This window comes from Bacteroides salyersiae, from assembly GCF_031172035.1.
Lineage (GTDB): Bacteria > Bacteroidota > Bacteroidia > Bacteroidales > Bacteroidaceae > Bacteroides > Bacteroides salyersiae.
Genome location: NZ_CP133452.1, coordinates 3,804,386 through 3,824,054 on the forward strand (window position 1 = coordinate 3,804,386; position 19,669 = coordinate 3,824,054).

Below are 19,669 nucleotides of genomic sequence, written 5' to 3' on the forward strand. Positions count from 1 at the left end.
CATATATGAAAAAGAAAAACACTTTACTATTATTACTGTTCATTTTATTGGGAAATAGCCTGGCTGTGTACGGGCAAAATGTGTTTACAACTGTGGTTTCTCCGCTTAAAAACGAAAGATGGTGGGGAGGAGTGGTTGCTTTAGGACACCAGATGCCATTCGGACAGCAGCTGGCATTACAGGATTTAGCCCGTAACAATCGTAATAACCAGCTTGTCCCTTGCATGATTTCTTCTGCCGGACGATATATATGGGCGGAAAATCCTTTCCGTTTTGAAATGAAAAACGGAGATCTTATCGTTTATTCGGATAGTGAAAAACTGGAACCTGTATCTGCCGGAACGACTTTGAAAGAAGCTCAATTAGCTGTTGCCAAAAAGCACTTTCCCTCTTCAGGGCAAATACCGAAAGAGGAATTTTTCTCATTGCCACAATACAACACTTGGATAGAACTGATGTATGATCAGAATCAACGGGATATTATGCAATATGCCCATAAGGTAGTGGAGAATGGCTTTCCGCAAGGGGTATTTATGATTGATGATAACTGGCAGAGGTATTACGGTAATTTCGATTTTAAACCGGAGAAATTTCCGGATCCGAAAGGGATGACGGATGAGCTGCACCGGATGGGATTTAAAGTGATGTTATGGATAGCGCCTTATGTATCGGCAGATAGTCCGGAATTTCGGATATTGGAAAAGAAAGGGTATCTCTTGAAGAAGAAGGATACGGGGCAGCCTGCCATTATCCATTGGTGGAATGGCTTCAGTGCCTGCTATGACACTACTAATCCGGAAGCTATGGAGTATCTGAAACAGCAACTTCGTGCCAATCAGGAGAAATACGGAATAGACGGTTTTAAATTCGATGGTGCGGATATCAGTTATATGACGCCCGGAGAATATGATTTTTATGATAAGGATGCCACTCCTAATACCTTTATGGAAAAATGGGCAGCGTTAGGTTTGAGTTTTCCTTACAATGAATTGCGGGCATGCTGGAAGCTTGGGGGGCAGGCATTGGTGCAGCGTTTGGGTGATAAGGATTACTCATGGAATGCTACACGAATGTTAATACCGGATATGTTGGCTGCCGGTTTGCTGGGGTATTATTATACATGTCCCGATATGATTGGGGGCGGGCAGTACAGTGCTTTCCTCAATGTAAAAGAGTTTGATGAAGAACTGATTGTACGTTCTTGCCAGGTACATGCGTTAATGCCTATGATGCAATTTTCTGTAGCTCCTTGGAGGATTTTAAGTAAAGAGAATGCTGATATTTGTGCACATTATGCCCATTTGCATCAGAAAATGAGCGGGTATATTCTGGAGTTGGCCAAACGCGCAGCGGAAACGGGTGAGCCGATTGTTCGCTCCATGGAGTATGAGTATCCCCATCAGGGCTTTACGGACTGTAAAGATCAATATATGTTGGGGGACAAGTATCTGGTAGCTCCTATGGTGACTCCCGGAGTAAAACGTACGGTGAAGCTGCCCAAAGGTAAATGGAAAGATGAGAGAGGGCAAATTTTTAAAGGTCCGAAAGTAATTGACACGGATGTTCCTTTGAACCGTTTACCTTATTATGAGAAGATAAAATAAAACTAAAAAAGAGACGAAAGGAAGAATTACCCTTTCGCCTCTTGATACATAAATCGCTTGATACTTTTCTTTGCTGTTTTTTCAAATTCCTCGAAGTGAATTTTGACTTTGGTTATCTGACTGTACGATGGTAGCTGAAGATTTAACTCGATACGGTTGTTTTCCATCGCTTTTTCAATGTCCGGTTGTTGCAGACCATTGGCAAAAGCTTCATCAAAGTCCGGATATATCAGTGCCACTAACTTATCGTTTTGTAACACGATCAATGATTCTGAGACATATAGCATGTTATTCAGCTTGCTCTCTATCTCTTCGGGATAGATATTGTGCCCACTGGAGTTTAGTAACAGATTTTTGCTACGACCGCGTATCGTAACATAACCTTGATTGTCCATTGTACCCAAATCTCCGGTATGCAACCACCCGTCTTTATCTATGATTTGAGCGGTAGCTTCGGGATTTTTATAATAACCCAACATGAGATTGGTTCCCCTGCAAATAATCTCACCGGCATGCGTGTTTGGATCGGGAGAATCTATTTTTACTTCCATGCGGCTGGCTGCTTTTCCACAGGAGGCTTTCTTTAAATCTTGCCAGTGGCTTGAGCAAATGATAGGCCCGCATTCTGTCATTCCATAAGCGATGGTATAAGGAAATCCTATTTTTTTCAGGAAAGCTTCTATTTCTGCATTGAAGGGGGCACCTCCGATAATAATATCATTGAAATTACCACCGAATATCTCCATAGCTTCCTGCCGTGCCCTTGATTTTAGCTTGTCATTAAGAATGGGAACACGCAAAAGTAGCTTGCCGATTTTATTGTCAAGTTTGGGCAATACGTCTTTTTTAATGATCTTTTCTACAATTAACGGTACGCATGAAATCAACTTCGGCCTGATTTCGGCAAAAGATTGCGCTATGATTTTAGGGGAGGGCATCCGAGTGAGAAAATAGAGATGCGCTCCTGCTGAGAAACCATAAAGAAAGTCATACGTCATACCGAATACGTGCCCTAATGGGAGCATCGATACGACCGTATCTCCTGTTTTTAAAGGACGCATTTCATAACAGTAGGTGATATTGGACCACATACTGCGGGCGGGTAACATAACTCCTTTGGAATAACCGGTCGTACCGGAAGTATAATTGATGATTACCAATTCTTCCGGGGCGCTTTTACGATAGGAAATGTGTTCCGGACGGAAGTTTTTCGGATAACGGCGACCGTATATTTCGTTTCGGTGTTCGAATGCATAAGTCAACTTGTCGCAACGGGATACGAGTGCTGAAAAGTCTGTTAGAGAGGCAATGCCTTTTAATAACGGCATGGCATCTTCATTCAGATTCTCCCAAGCCTGATCACCGACAAAAAGCAATTTAGATTCCGAGTGGTTGACAATATTATGTATATTATCGGCTTTGAATTCGTGAAGAATAGGGACGATTACTGCTCCATAAGTAACGGTAGCTAAAAAGGCAACGGCCCAATGTGCACTGTTGCGTCCGCAGACGGCTATCTTATCGCCGGGTTGAATACCTGCACTTTCAAGTACTATGTGAAACTTTGCTATCTTACGGGCAACATCCTTGTATTGAAGGGTGATTCCTTTGTAATCCGTCAAGGCACTTAAGTCCCAGTTTTTTATAATACTCTGCTCAATAAAGTCTATGAACCCTTGTTGTTGTTCCATTACGTTTTTGCACATTTATTTTAAAACTGCGCAAAATTAATATATCATTAACATAAACTACATTCTCTCGAAAAGTTTTACGGTTAATTAACGAGAGAATAGAAATAGCGAAAAAAAGAACATTTGTACTTGATTTTAGACAAAAAAAGTGATTGGTTTAGTCGGGTTATGTACAAAAAATATATATTTGTATCCGAATATATTGTTAAACTCAAAACAAGAGTAATGTTGAATGCTATGAGAACATTTTTTGTATTTCTTTCTGTCGGTTTATTGGGATTTTTATTTTCTGTAGATATCTGTGCTGCCGATCGTGTATATAATGTTTCCGATTTTGGCTTGAAAGCCAATGTAAAAAAAGATGCTTCGCCCGTATTGCGGAAAGTATTGGACAGAATCAGAAAGGATTGCCGGGAAGGCGATAAAATTGTACTTCAGTTTCCTGCGGGACAGTATCATTTTTATGAGAAAAATGCTACCATTCGTGAATATTACATTTCCAATCACGATCAAACTAACCCGAAGAAGGTAGGAATTGCTATTGAAGAAATGAGGGATTTCACTCTTGACGGACAAGGCTCTGAATTTATTTTTCATGGGCGGATGCTTCCGATTTCTCTTTTACGCTCGGAGAACTGTGTATTGAAAAACTTTAGTATCGATTTTGAAAATCCGCATATAACGCAGATACAGATTATAGATAATTCTCCGGAGAATGGAACAACGTATGAGGTAGCTCCATGGGTGGATTATCGGGTCAGTAAGGATTCTGTGTTTGAGACATTGGGAGACGGCTGGATGTTACGGCCTTCCAGTGGCATTGCTTTTGAAGCTAAAAGCCGCCATATCGTTTATAATACCAGTGATTTGCATTATCCCAATAAAGAGGTGGTTCAAGTGGCACCGCGTCGTTTAAATATAAAGAGCTGGAAAGACACTCGTCTCGTGCCCGGAACGGTTATTGCCTTGCGGACCTATTTCCGGCCTGCACCCGGAATATTTCTTTCTCATGATACAGATACCCGATTATTGAATGTGAAAGTGCATTATGCCGAAGGGATGGGATTATTGGCACAATTGTGTGAAAATATAACGTTGGATGGGTTTAGTGTTTGCCTGAAAGGGAATGACGATCCCCGTTATTTTACTACTCAAGCCGATGCTACTCACTTCTCGGGCTGTAAAGGAAAAATAATTTCAAGAAACGGATTGTATGAAGGGATGATGGATGATGCGATCAATGTACACGGCACTTATCTGAAAGTGATAAAGCGGGTGGATGACCGTACTTTGATAGGACGCTATATGCACGACCAAGCTTGGGGATTCGAATGGGGAAGAACCGGAGATGAAGTGCAGTTTATCCGTTCATCGACAATGGAACTTATTGGTGAACAGAATAGCATTACAGATATTCGTCCCTACGACAAAGAGGATATTCAAGGAGCACGTGAATTTAGTATAACGTTTCGTGACCCTGTCGATCCGGCTATTAATGAAGAAAGTGGCTTTGGTATAGAGAACCTGACTTGGACACCGGAAGTTGTGTTTGCTGATAATGTGGTTCGTAATAACCGTGCACGGGGTGCGTTGTTCAGTACTCCCAGGAAGACGGTTGCAGAAAATAATTTATTTGACCATACATCCGGAACGGCTATATTGCTGTGTGGAGATTGTAACGGTTGGTATGAGACGGGAGCTTGCCGGAATGTGATTATCCGTAAAAATCGTTTTGTCAATGCATTGACAAATATGTTCCAGTTTACCAATGCTGTAATTTCCATTTATCCGGAGATACCGGACTTGAAATCACAGCAAAAATATTTTCATGGTGGTACTGAGGGAGGCATTGTGATTGAAGAGAATGAATTCGATACATTTGATGCTCCTATTCTTTATGCGAAATCAGTGGACGGACTTATATTCCGTAATAACACGATCCGATTAAATACAGAGTATAAACCGTTTCATTGGAACAAAAGCCGTTTCCTTCTGGAACGGGTTACAAATGCACAGATAGAGTAAATAATGTGCCAATTGGTCAATGTGCCAATATGCCAATTGGAGAATGTATTAATCAAATAATGTATTAATTAAATAATATGCCAATAAATAATGTGCCAATTACTGTGCGGAATGATAGCGCAGCTAATTGGCACATTGGCATATTAGCACATTGTCACATTATTATTCTTTTTTTTCCGAGATAAGCAGCAACTTATCATTGACATGGAGTTTAAGACTTCCGTTAGGTATCAGGAACTCATCACCGCGTTTCACAATCATGACGAGGGTGCCTTTGGGAAGGTTCATCTCTTTCAGTGTATCGGCTTTTTCAATCATTTCTTGTGTTACTGTGATATCCCGGAGATCGGAATTAATTTCTTCGGGCAATTCTACGCCAAAATCATTTCCGGTTTTCTCAAGTGGAGTAGAGAGATTGAGTAAGCGGGCTACGTAAGAAACTGTGGTGCCTTGTACGACCAATGAAACAATGGTGATAAAGAATACGATGTTGAATATGACGTTGGAACCTTCTACATTGGCTACTACCGGATAAGTGGCGAAGATGATGGGGACCGCTCCACGCAATCCGACCCACGAAACGAATAATCGTGATTTAAATGTTATTTTCCGGAAAGGAAGTAGACAGAGGAATACGCTGAGCGGACGACCGATAACAATCATGAATATACCGATAAGAAGCGCCACACAGGCAATCTCAAGCATTTCGTGGGGATTGACGAGCAGACCGAGCATAAGGAACATGATAATTTGGAAAAGCCAGGTTAATCCGTCCATGAAAGTAGCAATCTCCTTGCGATACATGATTTTGTTGTTACCTACCATAATACCGGCAATGTATACGGCCAGATATCCGTTTCCGTGCAGACGGTCGGTGATGGCAAACGTGAAAAACACAAATGAGAGCAGTAGGATGGGATAGAGTGCCTGATTGTCGACGTTTATTTTATTCAGGATTAATATGGCCAGCTTGCCTAATCCGTATCCGGCCGCAGCACCTACCAGGAACTGTACGGCAAATGAACCGAGTATGGCACCTGCTCCCATGCCCGAAGACTGAAGAAATTGTATGAGAACGATAGTGAGCATGTATGCCATCGGGTCATTACTACCACTTTCCAGCTCAAGCATAGGACGAAGACTGTACTTCAAATTCATCTTTTGTGAACGGAGAATGGCAAAGACGGAAGCGGAATCTGTAGATGACATTGTAGAAGCCAATAGTAGCGAAGTGGTAAGTGGGAGATAGATATTACTCCAACTCATACCGGAAATCCACCATATAAACAGTCCTGTAAATAAGGCGGTTAACAGCACACCGACAGTGGATAATACAATACCGGGAGTAAGTATGGGACGTATTTCGGTAAATTTGGTATCCATACCTCCCGAGAAAAGGATAATACTTAATGCTACCATACCGATAAACTGTGCTGTTTGGGCGCTGTGAAACTGGAAACCAAGCCCATCACTTCCGAATGCCATACCGACAACGAGGAATAATAACAATGCGGGTACTCCGAAACGATATCCGGTTTTTCCAACAACAATACTAACGAAAAGTAAGATAGAACCTACAAGTAGGATATTTTCTGCAGTGAATAACATTGGCTATGTATTATAAAAGTTATAAATTAGTCTTTGGGGGTTCACTCTGCGAAGTTACACAATTTAGATAACAAATGAAAGTACGTTTTGGATGTATTTCATCTAAAAAAAGATTGCGCAGATGCTGTTTCCATTGGATACGGGAATAGCAATCTGCGCATATTTGTATAATCTGTATGGCTTTTTCTTACATGACCGGAATCAGCTCAGGAACTTCATAATATCTTCATCTGCAGTGCTGATTGTGGCAATTCCAAAATTTTCGACCAGTACTTTTCTAACATTTGGCGAAAGGAAAGCCGGTAAGGTAGGACCAAGGTGTATATTCTTTACGCCCAAAGACAATAAAGCAAGTAATACGATAACTGCTTTCTGTTCATACCAGGCAATATTGTATATGATGGGCAAGTCATTAATGTCTTTCAAGCCGAATACCTCTTTCAATTTCATTGCAATGACTGCCAGTGAATAACTGTCATTGCATTGTCCTGCATCCAATACACGGGGAATGCCGTTGATATCTCCTAAAGGCAGTTTGTTGTAGCGGTATTTGGCGCAGCCTGCCGTAAGAATAACCGTGTCTTTAGGTAATTTTTCTGCAAATTCCGTATAATATTCGCGGTTCTTCATGCGTCCGTCACATCCGGCCATGACGAAGAACTTTCGGATAGCTCCACTCTTAACGGCTTCTACCACTTGATCTGCCAGTGCAATGACTTGTGCATGAGCAAAACCACCTACAATTTTACCGCTTTCTATTGCTACGGGCGGTTGACAACGTTTGGCATGTTCGATGATGGCAGAGAAATCTTTTTGACTCCCTTTTTCGGGTTCCGGAATATAAGTAGCACCTTCCAGGCCACAAGCACCGGTGATGTAGATACGATCTTTGTAACTGGCGTCCGGACGGGGAGGAACAATACAATTACTGGTAAACAGTATAGGGCCGTTGAAACTTTCAAATTCTTCTTTTTGCTTCCACCAGGCGTTACCATAATTGCCGATCAGATGTTTGTACTTCTTAAGTTGGGGATAGTAATGTGCCGGAAGCATTTCACTGTGAGTATAAATATCGATACCTTTACCTTCGCTTTGTTGCAGCAATTCTTCGAGGTCTTTTAAATCGTGTCCACTGATAAGAATACCCGGATTTTTACCTACTCCGATATTTACTTCTGAAATCTCCGGATTGCCGTAAGTTTCTGTATTGGCTGCATCTAATTGTGCCATTGCAGAAACCCCGTATCGTCCTGTTTCAAGTACAAGACTGATTAGCTGATCGACTGTAATGTCATCGCGTGTCAGTTCAGCAAGTGCCTGTTGCATGAATGCGAATATCTCCGGTGATTCGTATCCCAGATTATAAGCATGTTCTACGTATGCAGCCATCCCTTTTATACCATAATGTACTAATTCTTTTAGAGAACGAATATCTTCATCCGGTGTACGGAGTACTCCGACCGTTTTGGCTTTCTCCTCAAATTCTTCTTCACTGCCGTTCCAGGTACATTCATCGGGAGCATTCTCGATAGTAACTTCCTGCGAAAGCTTATGTTTCAGTGTTAAACCTTCTTTAATTTTATGGATGATGGCAGCTTTATCGAAATTAGCATTGGTAATGGTGATAAAGAGTGCGTCAAAAATAAAGCGGTCCGCTTCGTCGGAAGGGCGTTTCTCCCAACGTAATTTTTGATTGTATACGGCGATTCCCCGCACAACAAAGAGCAGAAGGTCTTGAAGATTAGCGACTTCGGACGTTTTTCCACAGACACCTTTTAGCGTACAGCCGGTGCCTTTTGCCGTTTCTTGGCATTGATAACAGAACATACTCATAATTTTTACGTATTTATAGGTTATTAATTGAACGCAAAAGTAGAGGAATGGTTTGAGGCGGTTCTGTAACCAATGTTACAACTCGTGATTTTTTTATTTTGTTTAAGTTTCTATGTTTGTAAAGTGATTCAGCTTTATAAGAAAGCATAAGCTTGTTTAAATTTTGCTCGGCATTATTTTGAGAGTTCTTTTTGAGGATGTTTTTCTGCTTTTAAGAGGGGGGGAGCGGGCTATCTGACGAGTGAAAAAATAGGGAAACAGACCGAAAATATACTCAAAATAAGCAGATAAAACCTTAAGGGGAAAATTAAACTGGCTCTAAATATGAAAGGAAATATTCTGGTTTTACAGTTTTAGATGAGAATATGGGTTGTTCAGGATATTCCTGTGCAAGAGGCGTCTATTGAATCAACCGGATTAGTTCCTGCTTACGGAGGATGGTTATCTGTTTGCGGTCAACCGTAATTAACCGGTCTTCTTGCATATGAGCCAGTTCTCGTGCCAGTGAAGGGCGTGATACTCCGAAATAATCGCTTAGCTGTTGTTGAGAACGATCGAGGGTAATTTGTTCGCTTTGTTGTTGTCCGGACAGACGAAGCAGATATGAAGCTAACTTTTGTCGGATCGTTTTAAAAGACATGAAGAAGAGTTTGTCTGAAAGAGTATGGGCATAGTTGGCAGATAGATTCATGTAGTTTTCCAGAAATCTCTCGTTTTTTTTGAATAACATTAATACACTCGTTTTGGGTATTTCGATTACTTCGGTTGCTTCGTTGGCCGTGACTTCGACCGGATAACGGTTTTCGTTTCCAAAAAGGAAAAGCGGAGCGATAGCTCTTGGGGCGGTAATGTCTTCAACTTTAATCAAACGTCCGGAATCGTCGATCATTTCTCCGCGTACACTTCCTTTAGTAAGGATGACAAGGCGGTTACAGATATCTCCTTGCCGGGCAAGAATGTCTCCTTTCCGGTAAACCTTAGTATGGTAATTAACATCCTTGAGATCATCGGAAAGTACTTCGGCAGAAATACCACTGAATAGCGGATTGTTGATGAGTGATGTCATGAGTTATATGATTTATAATGTATAAATAGAACAGTTGGCAGATCTTTTTTGTTTGAATACCGTTTTGATTGAATCCTATTTGAACTTCAATACGAATTTTGTCTCCTTCCCCGGGAATAGAGTGATGCTTCCTCCGGACAGACGCATGATTTGTCTTGATATGCTAAGTCCGATTCCGCTTCCTCCTTCTTTGGTAGTGAAGAAAGGGATGAATATATGTTCGGCTACTTCCGGCGGAATGACAGGGCCGTTATTGCTGATTTCTATCATAATCTCTTCCGATTCATTGCAGTAAGCGTGAATGGAGATGCATCCATCGGGCTGATTGCCTATTGCTTGTATTGCGTTTTTCAGTAAATTGATGACAACCTGAGAAATTAGTTTTTCATCGGCATATAAGATCAGATCGGCCGGTGAGATATTTATTTGGAACGTTATGTTTCCATCCGGATTTTGATGTTTACCCAGTTCCACCATTCGTTCGATAAAGGCTTTGACATAAAATAAGGAAGGTTCCGGAGACGGGATACGGGTGAAACGACGGTAGGATTCTACAAAAGAGAGCAGTCCTTTTCCGGTGGCACTGATTGTTTGCAGGCCGTTGCGTATCTCTTCGTCTTTTGTATTGGAGAGGGAGAGTAGCGTATCACTGAGTGATGTGATCGGAGTAACGGAATTCATGATTTCATGAGTCAGTACGCGGGTCAGTCTGATCCAGGAGTCGATTTCCTTTTCATCCAATTCGGTATGTATATCGTTGAGAGCCAGAATACGGAGATGTTCTTTCCTTACTGTTATATCCGATACACGGATGGACAGGTTGATCGTTTCCCGTTCATTGGTGAAAGTGGTTTGAAGCTTATCTCCGGCCTGGCAAGAAGAGATAAGCTCCATAAGGCCGGTATCGATGCGGCTGAGTTGTCGTATATGTGTGAATATATTGAGTCCGAGTAAATGGAGAGCTTCATTGTTTTTTTGATAAACGGCACCACTGTCACTGAGAACCAGCAATCCGGTATTGACACAATTAAGTATAAGTTCGTAATATTTTTCTTGCTGGGCCGTTTCTGCTTTTACATTGTATAGCATATGACCTACCCGGTTGAGGGCATGATTTATTTGCCGGTTTTCTATTGTATCCTGGTCTTCGGGAAAGTGGAAAGCGTTGTCATTGTTTTCGAGTGCGTCGATCATGAAGAGTACTTGGCGGGTATGATGTCGGTAGAGACGCAATTGCCACCAGATACTGATGACCAATGCACCTATGCTCAGCCCCATCCAGAAAAAGTTTCCATTTACTCCGAATAAAGTTGCGGTTACACTCAGGCAGATACTCAGCAGGAGGCGAAACCAATATCGGTTTACTAATAATTTGGATATGGAGTTCATAGACCGAACTTTTTCATTTTGTTATATAAGGTTTGCCGGGTGATACCTAACTGTGTGGCTACGGCAGAAAGATTTCCATTACATTTTTCAAGAGCTTTTTGAATCATTCTCATTTCCATTTCTTCAAGAGTCGATGCGGCGGTATCGGGCATTTCTGTACGGCGGGGAAGCTGGAATAACTCTGCGGGAATGAGGGTTCCGTCATTAATGATGACTGCTTTTTCAATGGCATGTTCCAATTCACGGATATTCCCGTACCAAGGATGGGCAGTCAGCTTTTCTTTGGCTGACGGGCTAAGGTTGATCGGTGCTTTATCATACTGTTTGCAAAAACGGGTAATGAAACGTTCGGCCAGAGGTACGATATCTTCTTTCCGTTCGCGTAAAGGGGGAATCTCGACATGAATGGTATTGATACGGTAGAGTAGGTCTTCACGGAATTCGCTCCGGTCTACCATTTCCTGAAGGTTGCGGTTGGTAGCACAGATAAGGCGTATGTTTATCGGCAGTGGTTCATTGCTTCCTACACGAACGATACTTCGTCGTTGGATGGCGGTCAGTAGTTTGGCTTGCAGATGATAGGGGAGATTTCCTATCTCATCCAGAAAGAGGGTGCTGCGGTTGGCTGCTTCGAATTTTCCTATCCGGTCGGCATGGGCATCGGTGAAGGAGCCTTTCACATGGCCGAATAGCTCGCTTTCGAATAAAGATTCCGTGATGGCTCCCATATCGACTGCTACCATTTCTGCTTGTTTTCGGGAAGACAGAGCATGTATTTCTCTTGCCAGCATTTCTTTTCCTGTACCGTTTTCACCTGTAATGAGTATATTGGCATCGGTGATGGCTACTTTCTCGATAAGTTGGCGAAGTTGCTGCATGGCATTACTTGCCCCCCAATACATGGAAGAACCGGATGTTTTTTCTTCATTTGTACTCTTCTTCTTTCCACTTTTGGTATGGGTAACGGCAGTCTGCAATGTTTCGACAAGTTTTTGGTTATCCCAGGGTTTTACGATAAAATCCGTAGCTCCCTCTTTGATGCCCCGTACGGCAAGATCGATATCGGCATATGCAGTGAAAAGTACGACAGGGAGAGCAGGGCGCAGTTTTTTAATTTCGTGCAACCAGAAAAGACCTTCATTGCCATTATTGATACCGGAAGTAAAATTCATATCGAGAAGAACCACTTCCGGTGCTTCTTCGCGTAGCACTGCCGGCAGGGTAACGGGAGAAGCGAGTGTGATGACTTTTGTGAAATAGTTTTTGAGGAGTAGCTGGACAGCTGTCAGTACCCCTTTATTGTCATCGACAATAAGAATAGTTCCCTGTTTGTTCATAAGTTTGAAAGTTAATACGGGAACAAAGATAATAATAATTAGTGATAAGTGATTAGTGCCAACCGCTAATCACCAATCACTAATCCTCGTCACTAAAAGAGTTGAAGTTTCAACCCGAAGGAAAGGCTTAGGTAGTCTCTTGGTCGGAGGTAGCGGTTGGTAACGGCGCTTATCAGGTATAAGTCGCAGGTACTTAGCTCATAAAATACGGTGATTGCTTTTGCTGTATGCCGTTGTTTAGGGTCGATGTCATAAGTTAATCGTTGTCCTAAGAAAATATGCGAACGTATCTTACTGGAGAAATTATAATACCCTTTCGGATATCTGTCCGGTTCTCGAACCCAGAACTCATTGCCGAATACGGTATTGAAATAGAGACCGCAGGTTAGTGGTTCGGTGGAGAAGTTTTTTCCTAAATGTAAGCTCCATGGCAGGTAGTTTTGTTTTAATGTCATGGTAGCTTTGGCATGTTTGGAGTCATATTTAGGAACGAAACCGAAGAAAATGTCTGTTTCCCATTGGTTCTTTTTTCCGTAATCCCATCCGGTGCCGAAAGAGAGCAATCCCATATTTCCGGCAAACTGGATTTTGGTATGTGTCGGAATCAGTTTCTCCCAGTTTCTGCGATAACGGTGAACGCGTTTGTCATATTTGCTGTTTAGTTCGGTCGGTGCTTGTTGGGCGGAAACTTCAGGGCTGAACCATATAAGCATCAGTCCTGCACAGAGAGCATATTTAAAAATAGACCACTTCATAGGTATAGTTATCGGGGGTTATGGTAAATAGTAGGTAACTGCGGCGTTTCATGCAGTCGCTTCCGTAATAGATGATGCCGTCTTCAAAAAGATCGTCTGCAGTAGATCTATGGTCGTGCGCATTGATGCAGAATTGAAGTCCGGGATATTGGGTAATGTAGCGTTGGAATACTTTGGATACATTATTGTTGAATACATCCGATCCCGGACGGCCATGCATGGCTACAACTGTCTTTTCGAATTCATCCTGCCGCTCTGTCCATTGTTTCTCGATAAAGTTAAAATCCGGGATGGGCTCGGAATAGTCAAATTCCAGTGCATTGGTATTCAAACAGACGAATTTTACATTTCCTGCAATGAAAGCGAAATTGGTCGGTCCGAATACTTTCATGTAAGTGTCTTTACCGGTTCCCAAGCAATCGTGATTACCCAACAGAACGACATAGGGTACTTTCAGACCGTTCATAATGTCTCGTTGCCACAAGAACTCATCAGTAAGGCCGAAGTCACTTACATCTCCTCCGTGAAGTACAAAATCGATATCTTCCATTTCATTGATGGAGTTTATGCACTTTTCCGTTTCATCATACCAACGTTGCGAATCTCCCATAGCAACGAACCGGATGGTAGTTTTGTCTTTACAGTTGGCTTCTATTTTTTCAATGTTTTTGGCATTGATATCCGTTTCTCCTTTGATACGTACATCATAGGGATGGTAATCTATTATATCGCATCCGGAAAACAGGAACAGACAAGCCAGAAAGGCATTCATATTCTTTCTTTTCATAATCTACTTCGTTTATGTATTGAAAACTTTCAGCAAAGATATAGTTTTCAAACGTATGGGCAATGCTCTTTTTTTCCGATTCAGAGTTATAGAACAATATTGCAGAAGTATTGTCTAATAATTAGACGGGTGTTGTCTAATTATTAGACACTCTGCTAAAGTCTACGATTTTATATCTTTTTGAAAATGAGAAAGTTCCTGTTTCTGGCATGTTTTCTGCTTTAAAATAAGCAATGGAATATAAACAATTAATATGATTTCTTTAAGATTAACTGGCTTCATGTATAAGCCGGTGGAGGAGGGACGTTGTGAAACGTTTCTTCTCTATTTCTAAAAAAGAACAATTAACTTTGTAAGATATATGAGACAATTTTATTATGTGATTCAAACGTTGCTCTTTGATTATTCTGTCGAGTGTGGTTACCGAAGCATGGAATATTGCCAATCGAGCTCCTGAAAATAGTATAAAAAGTGAATAATAAAAACCTATAAATAAAAAAACAGTATGATACAAATTGAAAACATTAGTAAGGTGTTCCGTACTTCTGAAGTAGAAACGGTTGCATTGAATCATGTGAATCTGGATGTAAAAGAGGGAGAGTTTGTTACTATCATGGGGCCTTCGGGCTGTGGTAAGTCTACTTTATTAAATATTCTCGGATTGCTGGATAATCCCACCGAAGGTTCTTATAAACTGATGGGGGAAGAAGTGGCCGGATTAAAAGAAAAAGAGCGTACCCGTGTACGCAAGGGCAAATTGGGTTTTGTATTCCAGAGCTTCAATTTGATCGATGAACTTAACGTGTACGAAAATGTAGAGTTACCACTGACTTATTTAGGCATCAAGGCCACCGAACGCCGCCGTATGGTAGAGGATATGCTGAAACGCATGAACATCAGCCATCGTGCCAAACATTTTCCGCAGCAACTTTCCGGTGGCCAGCAGCAACGTGTAGCTATTGCCCGTGCGGTGGTCACCAATCCCAAGCTGATTTTGGCCGATGAGCCTACAGGTAATCTTGACTCGAAAAATGGTGCCGAAGTAATGAATCTGCTGACGGAACTCAACAAAGAAGGTACGACTATCATCATGGTGACACACTCCCAACATGATGCTTCGTTTGCCCATCGCACGGTTCATCTTTTTGATGGTAGTGTCGTGGCAAGTGTAACCATTTAAATTGTAAGATATTATGAGACAAATTTATTATAGTATACGGACATTACTGCGTGAGCGCGGTTCCAATCTTATAAGAGTGATCTCACTTTCGTTGGGGCTGACCATCGGTATTCTACTCTTTTCACAGATCGTTTTTGAACTGAGTTATGAGAATTGTTACCCGGAGGCAGAACGGTTGGCAATGGTACGTGCCCAGATAACCAATCTTAGCACAGGGGAGATAATGGGCGATGATGGTACCAACTATGATTATACGGTCTTTGCACCGACAGCTAACGCGGTAGCCGAAAGTATGCCTGAGGAGGTGGAGTATGCAAGTTGTGTTCTTCCGGAGAGAGAGTATAATATTTATTATGAAGAGAAGTTGCTGTCGGATGTGGATTATATCTATGTGGATAGTTGCTTTTTTCAAGTTTTCGGTATCCCCTTGCTGAAAGGGAATCTGAAGGATTTGATTATTCCCGGAAGCGTTTTTGTTTCTGAGCGTTTTGCCCGTGAAACTTTTGCAGATGAAGATCCTGTCGGTAAAATACTCTCTGCCGACAAACAGAATACTTTTACGATTCGCGGTGTATACAAAGATGTACCGGAAAATACGATGCTGACCCACGATTTTGTGGTATCTATCTATAATAATAATGGAGGATATCAGGCAGGGAATGGTTGGAATGGGAATGATGTATTCTATACTTTTCTGCGTTTACGCCGTGAGTCGGATATGGATAAAGTAAATGACAACATCCAGCGTGTGATAGAAAAATACACCGAGACTACCATTGACGACTGGAAAATGGATTACAGTATTATTCCGCTTGTGAAGCGCCATTTAGATTCCCCTGATGTGCAAAAGCGTTTGGTTATCTATGGCTTTTTGGGCTTTGCCATCTTCTTTGTTGCCATCATGAACTATATGCTTATTTCTATTGCCACCTTAAGCCGGCGTGCAAAGAGTGTGGGTGTACATAAATGTAGCGGTGCCAGTTCAACGAATATCTTCAGTATGTTTTTGGCCGAGACGGGAATTCTTGTAATACTTTCCGTGTTATTAAGTTTTCTGCTGATTTTTAATGCCCGGGAAATGATCGAAGATTTACTTTCCGTACGTCTTTCTTCCCTTTTCACTTGGGGAACGCTATGGGTACCCTTACTGACTATCCTTGTTCTTTTCGTACTGGCAGGCGGGATTCCGGGACGTTTGTTCTCACGTATTCCCGTTACACAAGTGTTTCGCCGTTATACCGACGGGAAGAAGGGATGGAAACGTTCGTTGCTATTCGTACAGTTCACCGGGGTGTCTTTTGTACTTGGCCTGTTGCTGGTTACACTATTGCAGTACGGACATCTGATGAATCGCGATATGGGAATCGATGTAACCGGGTTGACCGAAGCGGAGAGCTGGCTTCCGAAAGAAAGAGTAGAGCATATAAAGGATGAGTTGAGACGACAGCCGATGGTGGAAGGAGTAACCGTGGCTACTCATAGTGTACTTGGACAGTATTGGACACGAGGATTGATGAGTAATGACGGTAAACGTCTTGCCACGCTTAATTTTAATTACTGCCACTACAATTATCCTGAAGTAATGGGTATCAAAATTATAGAGGGGACTCCTATGAAGAAAGGGGGAGATTTGCTGGTCAATGAAGAACTTGTACGCCTGATGAGATGGACAGATGGCGCTGTGGGAAAAAGAGTAAACAATGTAGCGGGAACGGTAGTCGGTGTATTCCGTGATATCCGTAACGAGAGTTTTTATGCCGCTCAGTCACCCATTATCCTGATAGGTACTGAGGAACAGGCTAACCATACATTTGATGTCCGTTTGAAAGAACCGTTTGATGAGAATTTAAAACGCTTGAATGAGTATATGGAGAAAACTTTTCCCGATGTATCCTTGCATTTCATGTCGGTAGATCATATGGTAAAAGACCTATATAAAGATGTATACCGTTTCCGTAATTCTGTCTGGATAACTTCTTGTTTCATTCTGCTTATCGTGATTATGGGATTAATAGGTTATGTGAACGATGAGACTCAACGCAGAAGCAAGGAAATAGCCATTCGTAAAGTCAATGGGGCGGAAGCCTTCCATGTGTTGCGCTTGCTGACACGTGATATCTTATATGTTTCCGTTCTCTCCATTCTAATCGGTACGGCTGTTTCTTATTTTGCCGGACGAGCTTGGCTCGATCAGTTTGCTGAACAAATAGAATTGAATCCGTTACTTTTTATAGGTACAGCTTTGTTCATTCAATTATTGATTATCGTTTGTGTGGTGCTCAAAGCCTGGCATATTGCCAATGAGAATCCGGTGAACAGTATTAAAAATGAATAAGTAGTGATAAGTGATTAGCCGGAATGGTGATTAGTGATAGGTGATTAGTGCCATGCAGCATCACAGCGCAGCCGGCTAATCACTGGTCACTACTCACTATTTTTTTGAACCTTTTCTTCTTTTTGTTTGTTAATCTTCATATAAATTGTATTTTAGCGACAGTTATCAATTTCTACACGCTTTGATATATGAAGAATACACTTATGAATATCTGGAACTTCTATCTTGAAGGCTTTCGCAGTATGACTCTCGGTCGTACGCTATGGCTTATTATTATAGTGAAACTATTTATTATGTTCTTCATACTCAAGATCTTCTTCTTCCCTAATTATTTGGGACATCTTTCCACGGATAAAGAAAAGAGCGAATATGTAGGAGACGAACTCATCCGGCGGGCTATTCCTCCTTCGGATTGAACGGTTGTGTCATTTCTGTACCTTTCCTACTGATTTTTAACAACTAACTACAAAATAATATGATTGAAAGTATTGACACCTCATTGATTGATTGGTCGAGAGCCCAATTTGCAATGACCGCCATGTACCATTGGATTTTTGTTCCGCTCACTCTCGGATTGGCAGTAGTGATGGGTATCATGGAAACGCTGTATTACAAAACGGGTAAGGAATTCTGGAAGAATACCGCTAAGTTTTGGATGAAACTTTTTGGTATAAACTTTGCCGTCGGAGTAGCTACCGGTTTGATACTCGAGTTTGAATTCGGAACCAACTGGAGCAATTATTCTTGGTTTGTAGGCGACATTTTCGGTGCCCCACTTGCAATCGAAGGAATTCTTGCTTTCTTTATGGAAGCCACATTCATTGCTGTCATGTTTTTTGGATGGGAAAAGGTAAGCAAACGTTTTCATCTTGCTTCTACCTGGCTTACCGGATTGGGAGCTACGATTTCTGCCTGGTGGATTCTTGTTGCCAATGCCTGGATGCAAAATCCGGTAGGCATGGAGTTCAATCCGGATAGTGTCCGCAATGAGATGGTAGATTTTTGGGCGGTGGCCTTTTCTCCGGTAGCGGTCAATAAGTTTTTTCATACGGTATTGAGCGGTTGGGTATTAGGAGCTATTTTTGTGGTAGGTGTCAGTTGTTGGTTTCTTTTGAAGAAGCGTGATACGAAATTTGCCATGTCGAGCATTAAGATCGGTGCAATCTTTGGATTGGTTGCTTCTTTACTCTCTTTATGGACAGGAGACGGTTCCGGTTATCAGATTGCACAGACGCAACCGATGAAATTGGCGGCCGTGGAAGGCTATTATGAAGGACAAGAGGGGGCAGGGCTGGTGGCTGTCGGTATACTGAATCCCGAAAAGAAATCGTATGACGATGGAGTGGATCCTTTTCTTTTCCGTATCGAAATCCCCAAATTGCTTTCCTTATTGGCAGAGCGTGAGATGAATGCTTTCGTACCCGGTATTAACAATATTATCGAGGGAGGTTATGTGCAGAAAGACGGTACGATTGCCCTTTCCGCAGCAGAGAAGATAGAACGGGGACGGACTGCCATTGCCGCACTGGACGCCTATAAAGCTGCCAAAGCGGTGGGCAATGAAGCGGATGCAAAGGTTGCCTATTCCGTGTTGATGGAAAATGTACCGTATTTTGGTTATGGATATATTAAGGATGTACACGAATTGATACCCAATGTCCCTCTCAATTTTTATGCTTTCCGTGTGATGGTGATGTTGGGAGGATATTTCATCCTGTTTTTTATAGTTGTTCTTTTCTTTGTATACAAGAAGGATTTATCTAAAATGCGTTGGATGCAATATATTGCCCTTTGGACGATTCCGTTGGGGTATATCGCCGGACAGGCCGGTTGGGTTGTAGCTGAATGCGGACGCCAGCCTTGGGCTATTCGCGATATGTTGCCAACCTCGGCTGCGATCTCTAAATTGGATGTCGGGTCTGTGCAAGCTACTTTCTTTATCTTTGTGATACTTTTTACTGTCATGCTGATTGCCGAGATAGGGATTATGCTACGTGAGATAAAGAAAGGCCCTAAGGTTTCTGAAGACGATTCCAGTTACTAAGTTCTAACTATTAAA

At 41.9% G+C, this 19,669-nt stretch carries 14 protein-coding genes; 6 read left to right on the top strand and 8 right to left on the bottom strand.

Annotation, left to right across the window (positions count from 1 at the left end; genetic code table 11):
- Positions 1-5: 5 nt before the first annotated feature.
- Complete coding sequence (locus RB604_RS14145) at positions 6-1,604, top strand: glycoside hydrolase family 31 protein (protein ID WP_005932360.1); 1,599 nt, start codon at positions 6-8, stop codon at positions 1,602-1,604.
- 26 nt (positions 1,605-1,630) lie between these two features.
- Here RB604_RS14145 and RB604_RS14150 read toward each other — a convergent pair whose 3' ends face one another.
- Positions 1,631-3,295 (bottom strand): long-chain fatty acid--CoA ligase, encoded by a 1,665-nt coding sequence (locus RB604_RS14150; protein WP_055294616.1) that lies wholly within the window; start codon positions 3,293-3,295, stop codon positions 1,631-1,633.
- Between the two features lie 237 nt (positions 3,296-3,532).
- Here RB604_RS14150 and RB604_RS14155 point away from each other — a divergent pair, with 237 nt between their 5' ends.
- Positions 3,533-5,320, top strand: coding sequence for an alpha-1,3-galactosidase-related protein (locus RB604_RS14155; protein ID WP_055294749.1), 1,788 nt, complete (start codon positions 3,533-3,535; stop codon positions 5,318-5,320).
- Positions 5,321-5,482: 162 nt separating this feature from the next.
- On the opposite strand, the gene RB604_RS14160 is transcribed toward RB604_RS14155, so the two are convergent.
- The 7 genes from RB604_RS14160 to RB604_RS14190 all read right to left on the bottom strand — a co-directional run bounded on the left by RB604_RS14160 (position 5,483) and on the right by RB604_RS14190 (position 14,095).
- Positions 5,483-6,928, bottom strand: coding sequence for a potassium/proton antiporter (locus RB604_RS14160; RefSeq protein WP_005932350.1), 1,446 nt, complete (start codon positions 6,926-6,928; stop codon positions 5,483-5,485).
- Between the two features lie 201 nt (positions 6,929-7,129).
- On the bottom strand, positions 7,130-8,755 hold the full coding sequence (gene hcp / locus RB604_RS14165) for a hydroxylamine reductase (RefSeq protein ID WP_070102087.1): 1,626 nt from the start codon (positions 8,753-8,755) through the stop codon (positions 7,130-7,132).
- A gap of 406 nt (positions 8,756-9,161) precedes the next feature.
- Complete coding sequence (locus RB604_RS14170; protein WP_055294619.1) at positions 9,162-9,827, bottom strand: Crp/Fnr family transcriptional regulator; 666 nt, start codon at positions 9,825-9,827, stop codon at positions 9,162-9,164.
- A gap of 75 nt (positions 9,828-9,902) precedes the next feature.
- A complete protein-coding gene (locus tag RB604_RS14175) occupies positions 9,903-11,216 on the bottom strand; it encodes a sensor histidine kinase (protein WP_055294621.1) in 1,314 nt (437 codons plus the stop codon).
- Positions 11,213-12,553 (bottom strand): sigma-54-dependent transcriptional regulator, encoded by a 1,341-nt coding sequence (locus tag RB604_RS14180; RefSeq protein ID WP_122282014.1) that lies wholly within the window; start codon positions 12,551-12,553, stop codon positions 11,213-11,215. The genes RB604_RS14175 and RB604_RS14180 overlap by 4 nt, the downstream gene beginning before the upstream one ends.
- Positions 12,554-12,645: 92 nt before the next feature.
- A complete protein-coding gene (locus tag RB604_RS14185) occupies positions 12,646-13,266 on the bottom strand; it encodes a hypothetical protein (RefSeq protein ID WP_229103583.1) in 621 nt (206 codons plus the stop codon).
- Between the two features lie 22 nt (positions 13,267-13,288).
- Positions 13,289-14,095 (bottom strand): metallophosphoesterase family protein, encoded by an 807-nt coding sequence (locus RB604_RS14190; protein WP_007480772.1) that lies wholly within the window; start codon positions 14,093-14,095, stop codon positions 13,289-13,291.
- A 505-nt stretch (positions 14,096-14,600) separates the two neighbouring features.
- Here RB604_RS14190 and RB604_RS14195 point away from each other — a divergent pair.
- The 4 genes from RB604_RS14195 (at position 14,601) to RB604_RS14210 (ending at position 19,654) form a co-directional block, all read left to right on the top strand.
- Positions 14,601-15,275, top strand: coding sequence for an ABC transporter ATP-binding protein (locus RB604_RS14195; protein WP_007480774.1), 675 nt, complete (start codon positions 14,601-14,603; stop codon positions 15,273-15,275).
- Between the two features lie 13 nt (positions 15,276-15,288).
- A complete protein-coding gene (locus RB604_RS14200) occupies positions 15,289-17,610 on the top strand; it encodes an ABC transporter permease (RefSeq protein ID WP_005932327.1) in 2,322 nt (773 codons plus the stop codon).
- A gap of 188 nt (positions 17,611-17,798) precedes the next feature.
- Entirely contained in the window at positions 17,799-18,026 is a 228-nt protein-coding gene (locus RB604_RS14205; protein WP_055294627.1) for a DUF4492 domain-containing protein, read from the top strand.
- A 59-nt stretch (positions 18,027-18,085) separates the two neighbouring features.
- On the top strand, positions 18,086-19,654 hold the full coding sequence (locus RB604_RS14210; RefSeq protein ID WP_055294629.1) for a cytochrome ubiquinol oxidase subunit I: 1,569 nt from the start codon (positions 18,086-18,088) through the stop codon (positions 19,652-19,654).
- Positions 19,655-19,669 lie beyond the last annotated feature (15 nt).

What these genes read in the sequence shown, in the direction of transcription:
- RB604_RS14145 (WP_005932360.1), top strand. Translation starts at nt 6, where the DNA reads ATGAAAAAGAAAAACACTTTACTATTATTACTGTTCATTTTATTGGGA.
- RB604_RS14150 (WP_055294616.1), bottom strand. Translation starts at nt 3,295, where the DNA reads ATGGAACAACAACAAGGGTTCATAGACTTTATTGAGCAGAGTATTATA.
- RB604_RS14155 (WP_055294749.1), top strand. Translation starts at nt 3,533, where the DNA reads ATGAGAACATTTTTTGTATTTCTTTCTGTCGGTTTATTGGGATTTTTA.
- RB604_RS14160 (WP_005932350.1), bottom strand. Translation starts at nt 6,928, where the DNA reads ATGTTATTCACTGCAGAAAATATCCTACTTGTAGGTTCTATCTTACTT.
- hcp (WP_070102087.1), bottom strand. Translation starts at nt 8,755, where the DNA reads ATGTTCTGTTATCAATGCCAAGAAACGGCAAAAGGCACCGGCTGTACG.
- RB604_RS14170 (WP_055294619.1), bottom strand. Translation starts at nt 9,827, where the DNA reads ATGACATCACTCATCAACAATCCGCTATTCAGTGGTATTTCTGCCGAA.
- RB604_RS14175 (WP_055294621.1), bottom strand. Translation starts at nt 11,216, where the DNA reads ATGAACTCCATATCCAAATTATTAGTAAACCGATATTGGTTTCGCCTC.
- RB604_RS14180 (WP_122282014.1), bottom strand. Translation starts at nt 12,553, where the DNA reads ATGAACAAACAGGGAACTATTCTTATTGTCGATGACAATAAAGGGGTA.
- RB604_RS14185 (WP_229103583.1), bottom strand. Translation starts at nt 13,266, where the DNA reads ATGCTTATATGGTTCAGCCCTGAAGTTTCCGCCCAACAAGCACCGACC.
- RB604_RS14190 (WP_007480772.1), bottom strand. Translation starts at nt 14,095, where the DNA reads ATGAAAAGAAAGAATATGAATGCCTTTCTGGCTTGTCTGTTCCTGTTT.
- RB604_RS14195 (WP_007480774.1), top strand. Translation starts at nt 14,601, where the DNA reads ATGATACAAATTGAAAACATTAGTAAGGTGTTCCGTACTTCTGAAGTA.
- RB604_RS14200 (WP_005932327.1), top strand. Translation starts at nt 15,289, where the DNA reads ATGAGACAAATTTATTATAGTATACGGACATTACTGCGTGAGCGCGGT.
- RB604_RS14205 (WP_055294627.1), top strand. Translation starts at nt 17,799, where the DNA reads ATGAAGAATACACTTATGAATATCTGGAACTTCTATCTTGAAGGCTTT.
- RB604_RS14210 (WP_055294629.1), top strand. Translation starts at nt 18,086, where the DNA reads ATGATTGAAAGTATTGACACCTCATTGATTGATTGGTCGAGAGCCCAA.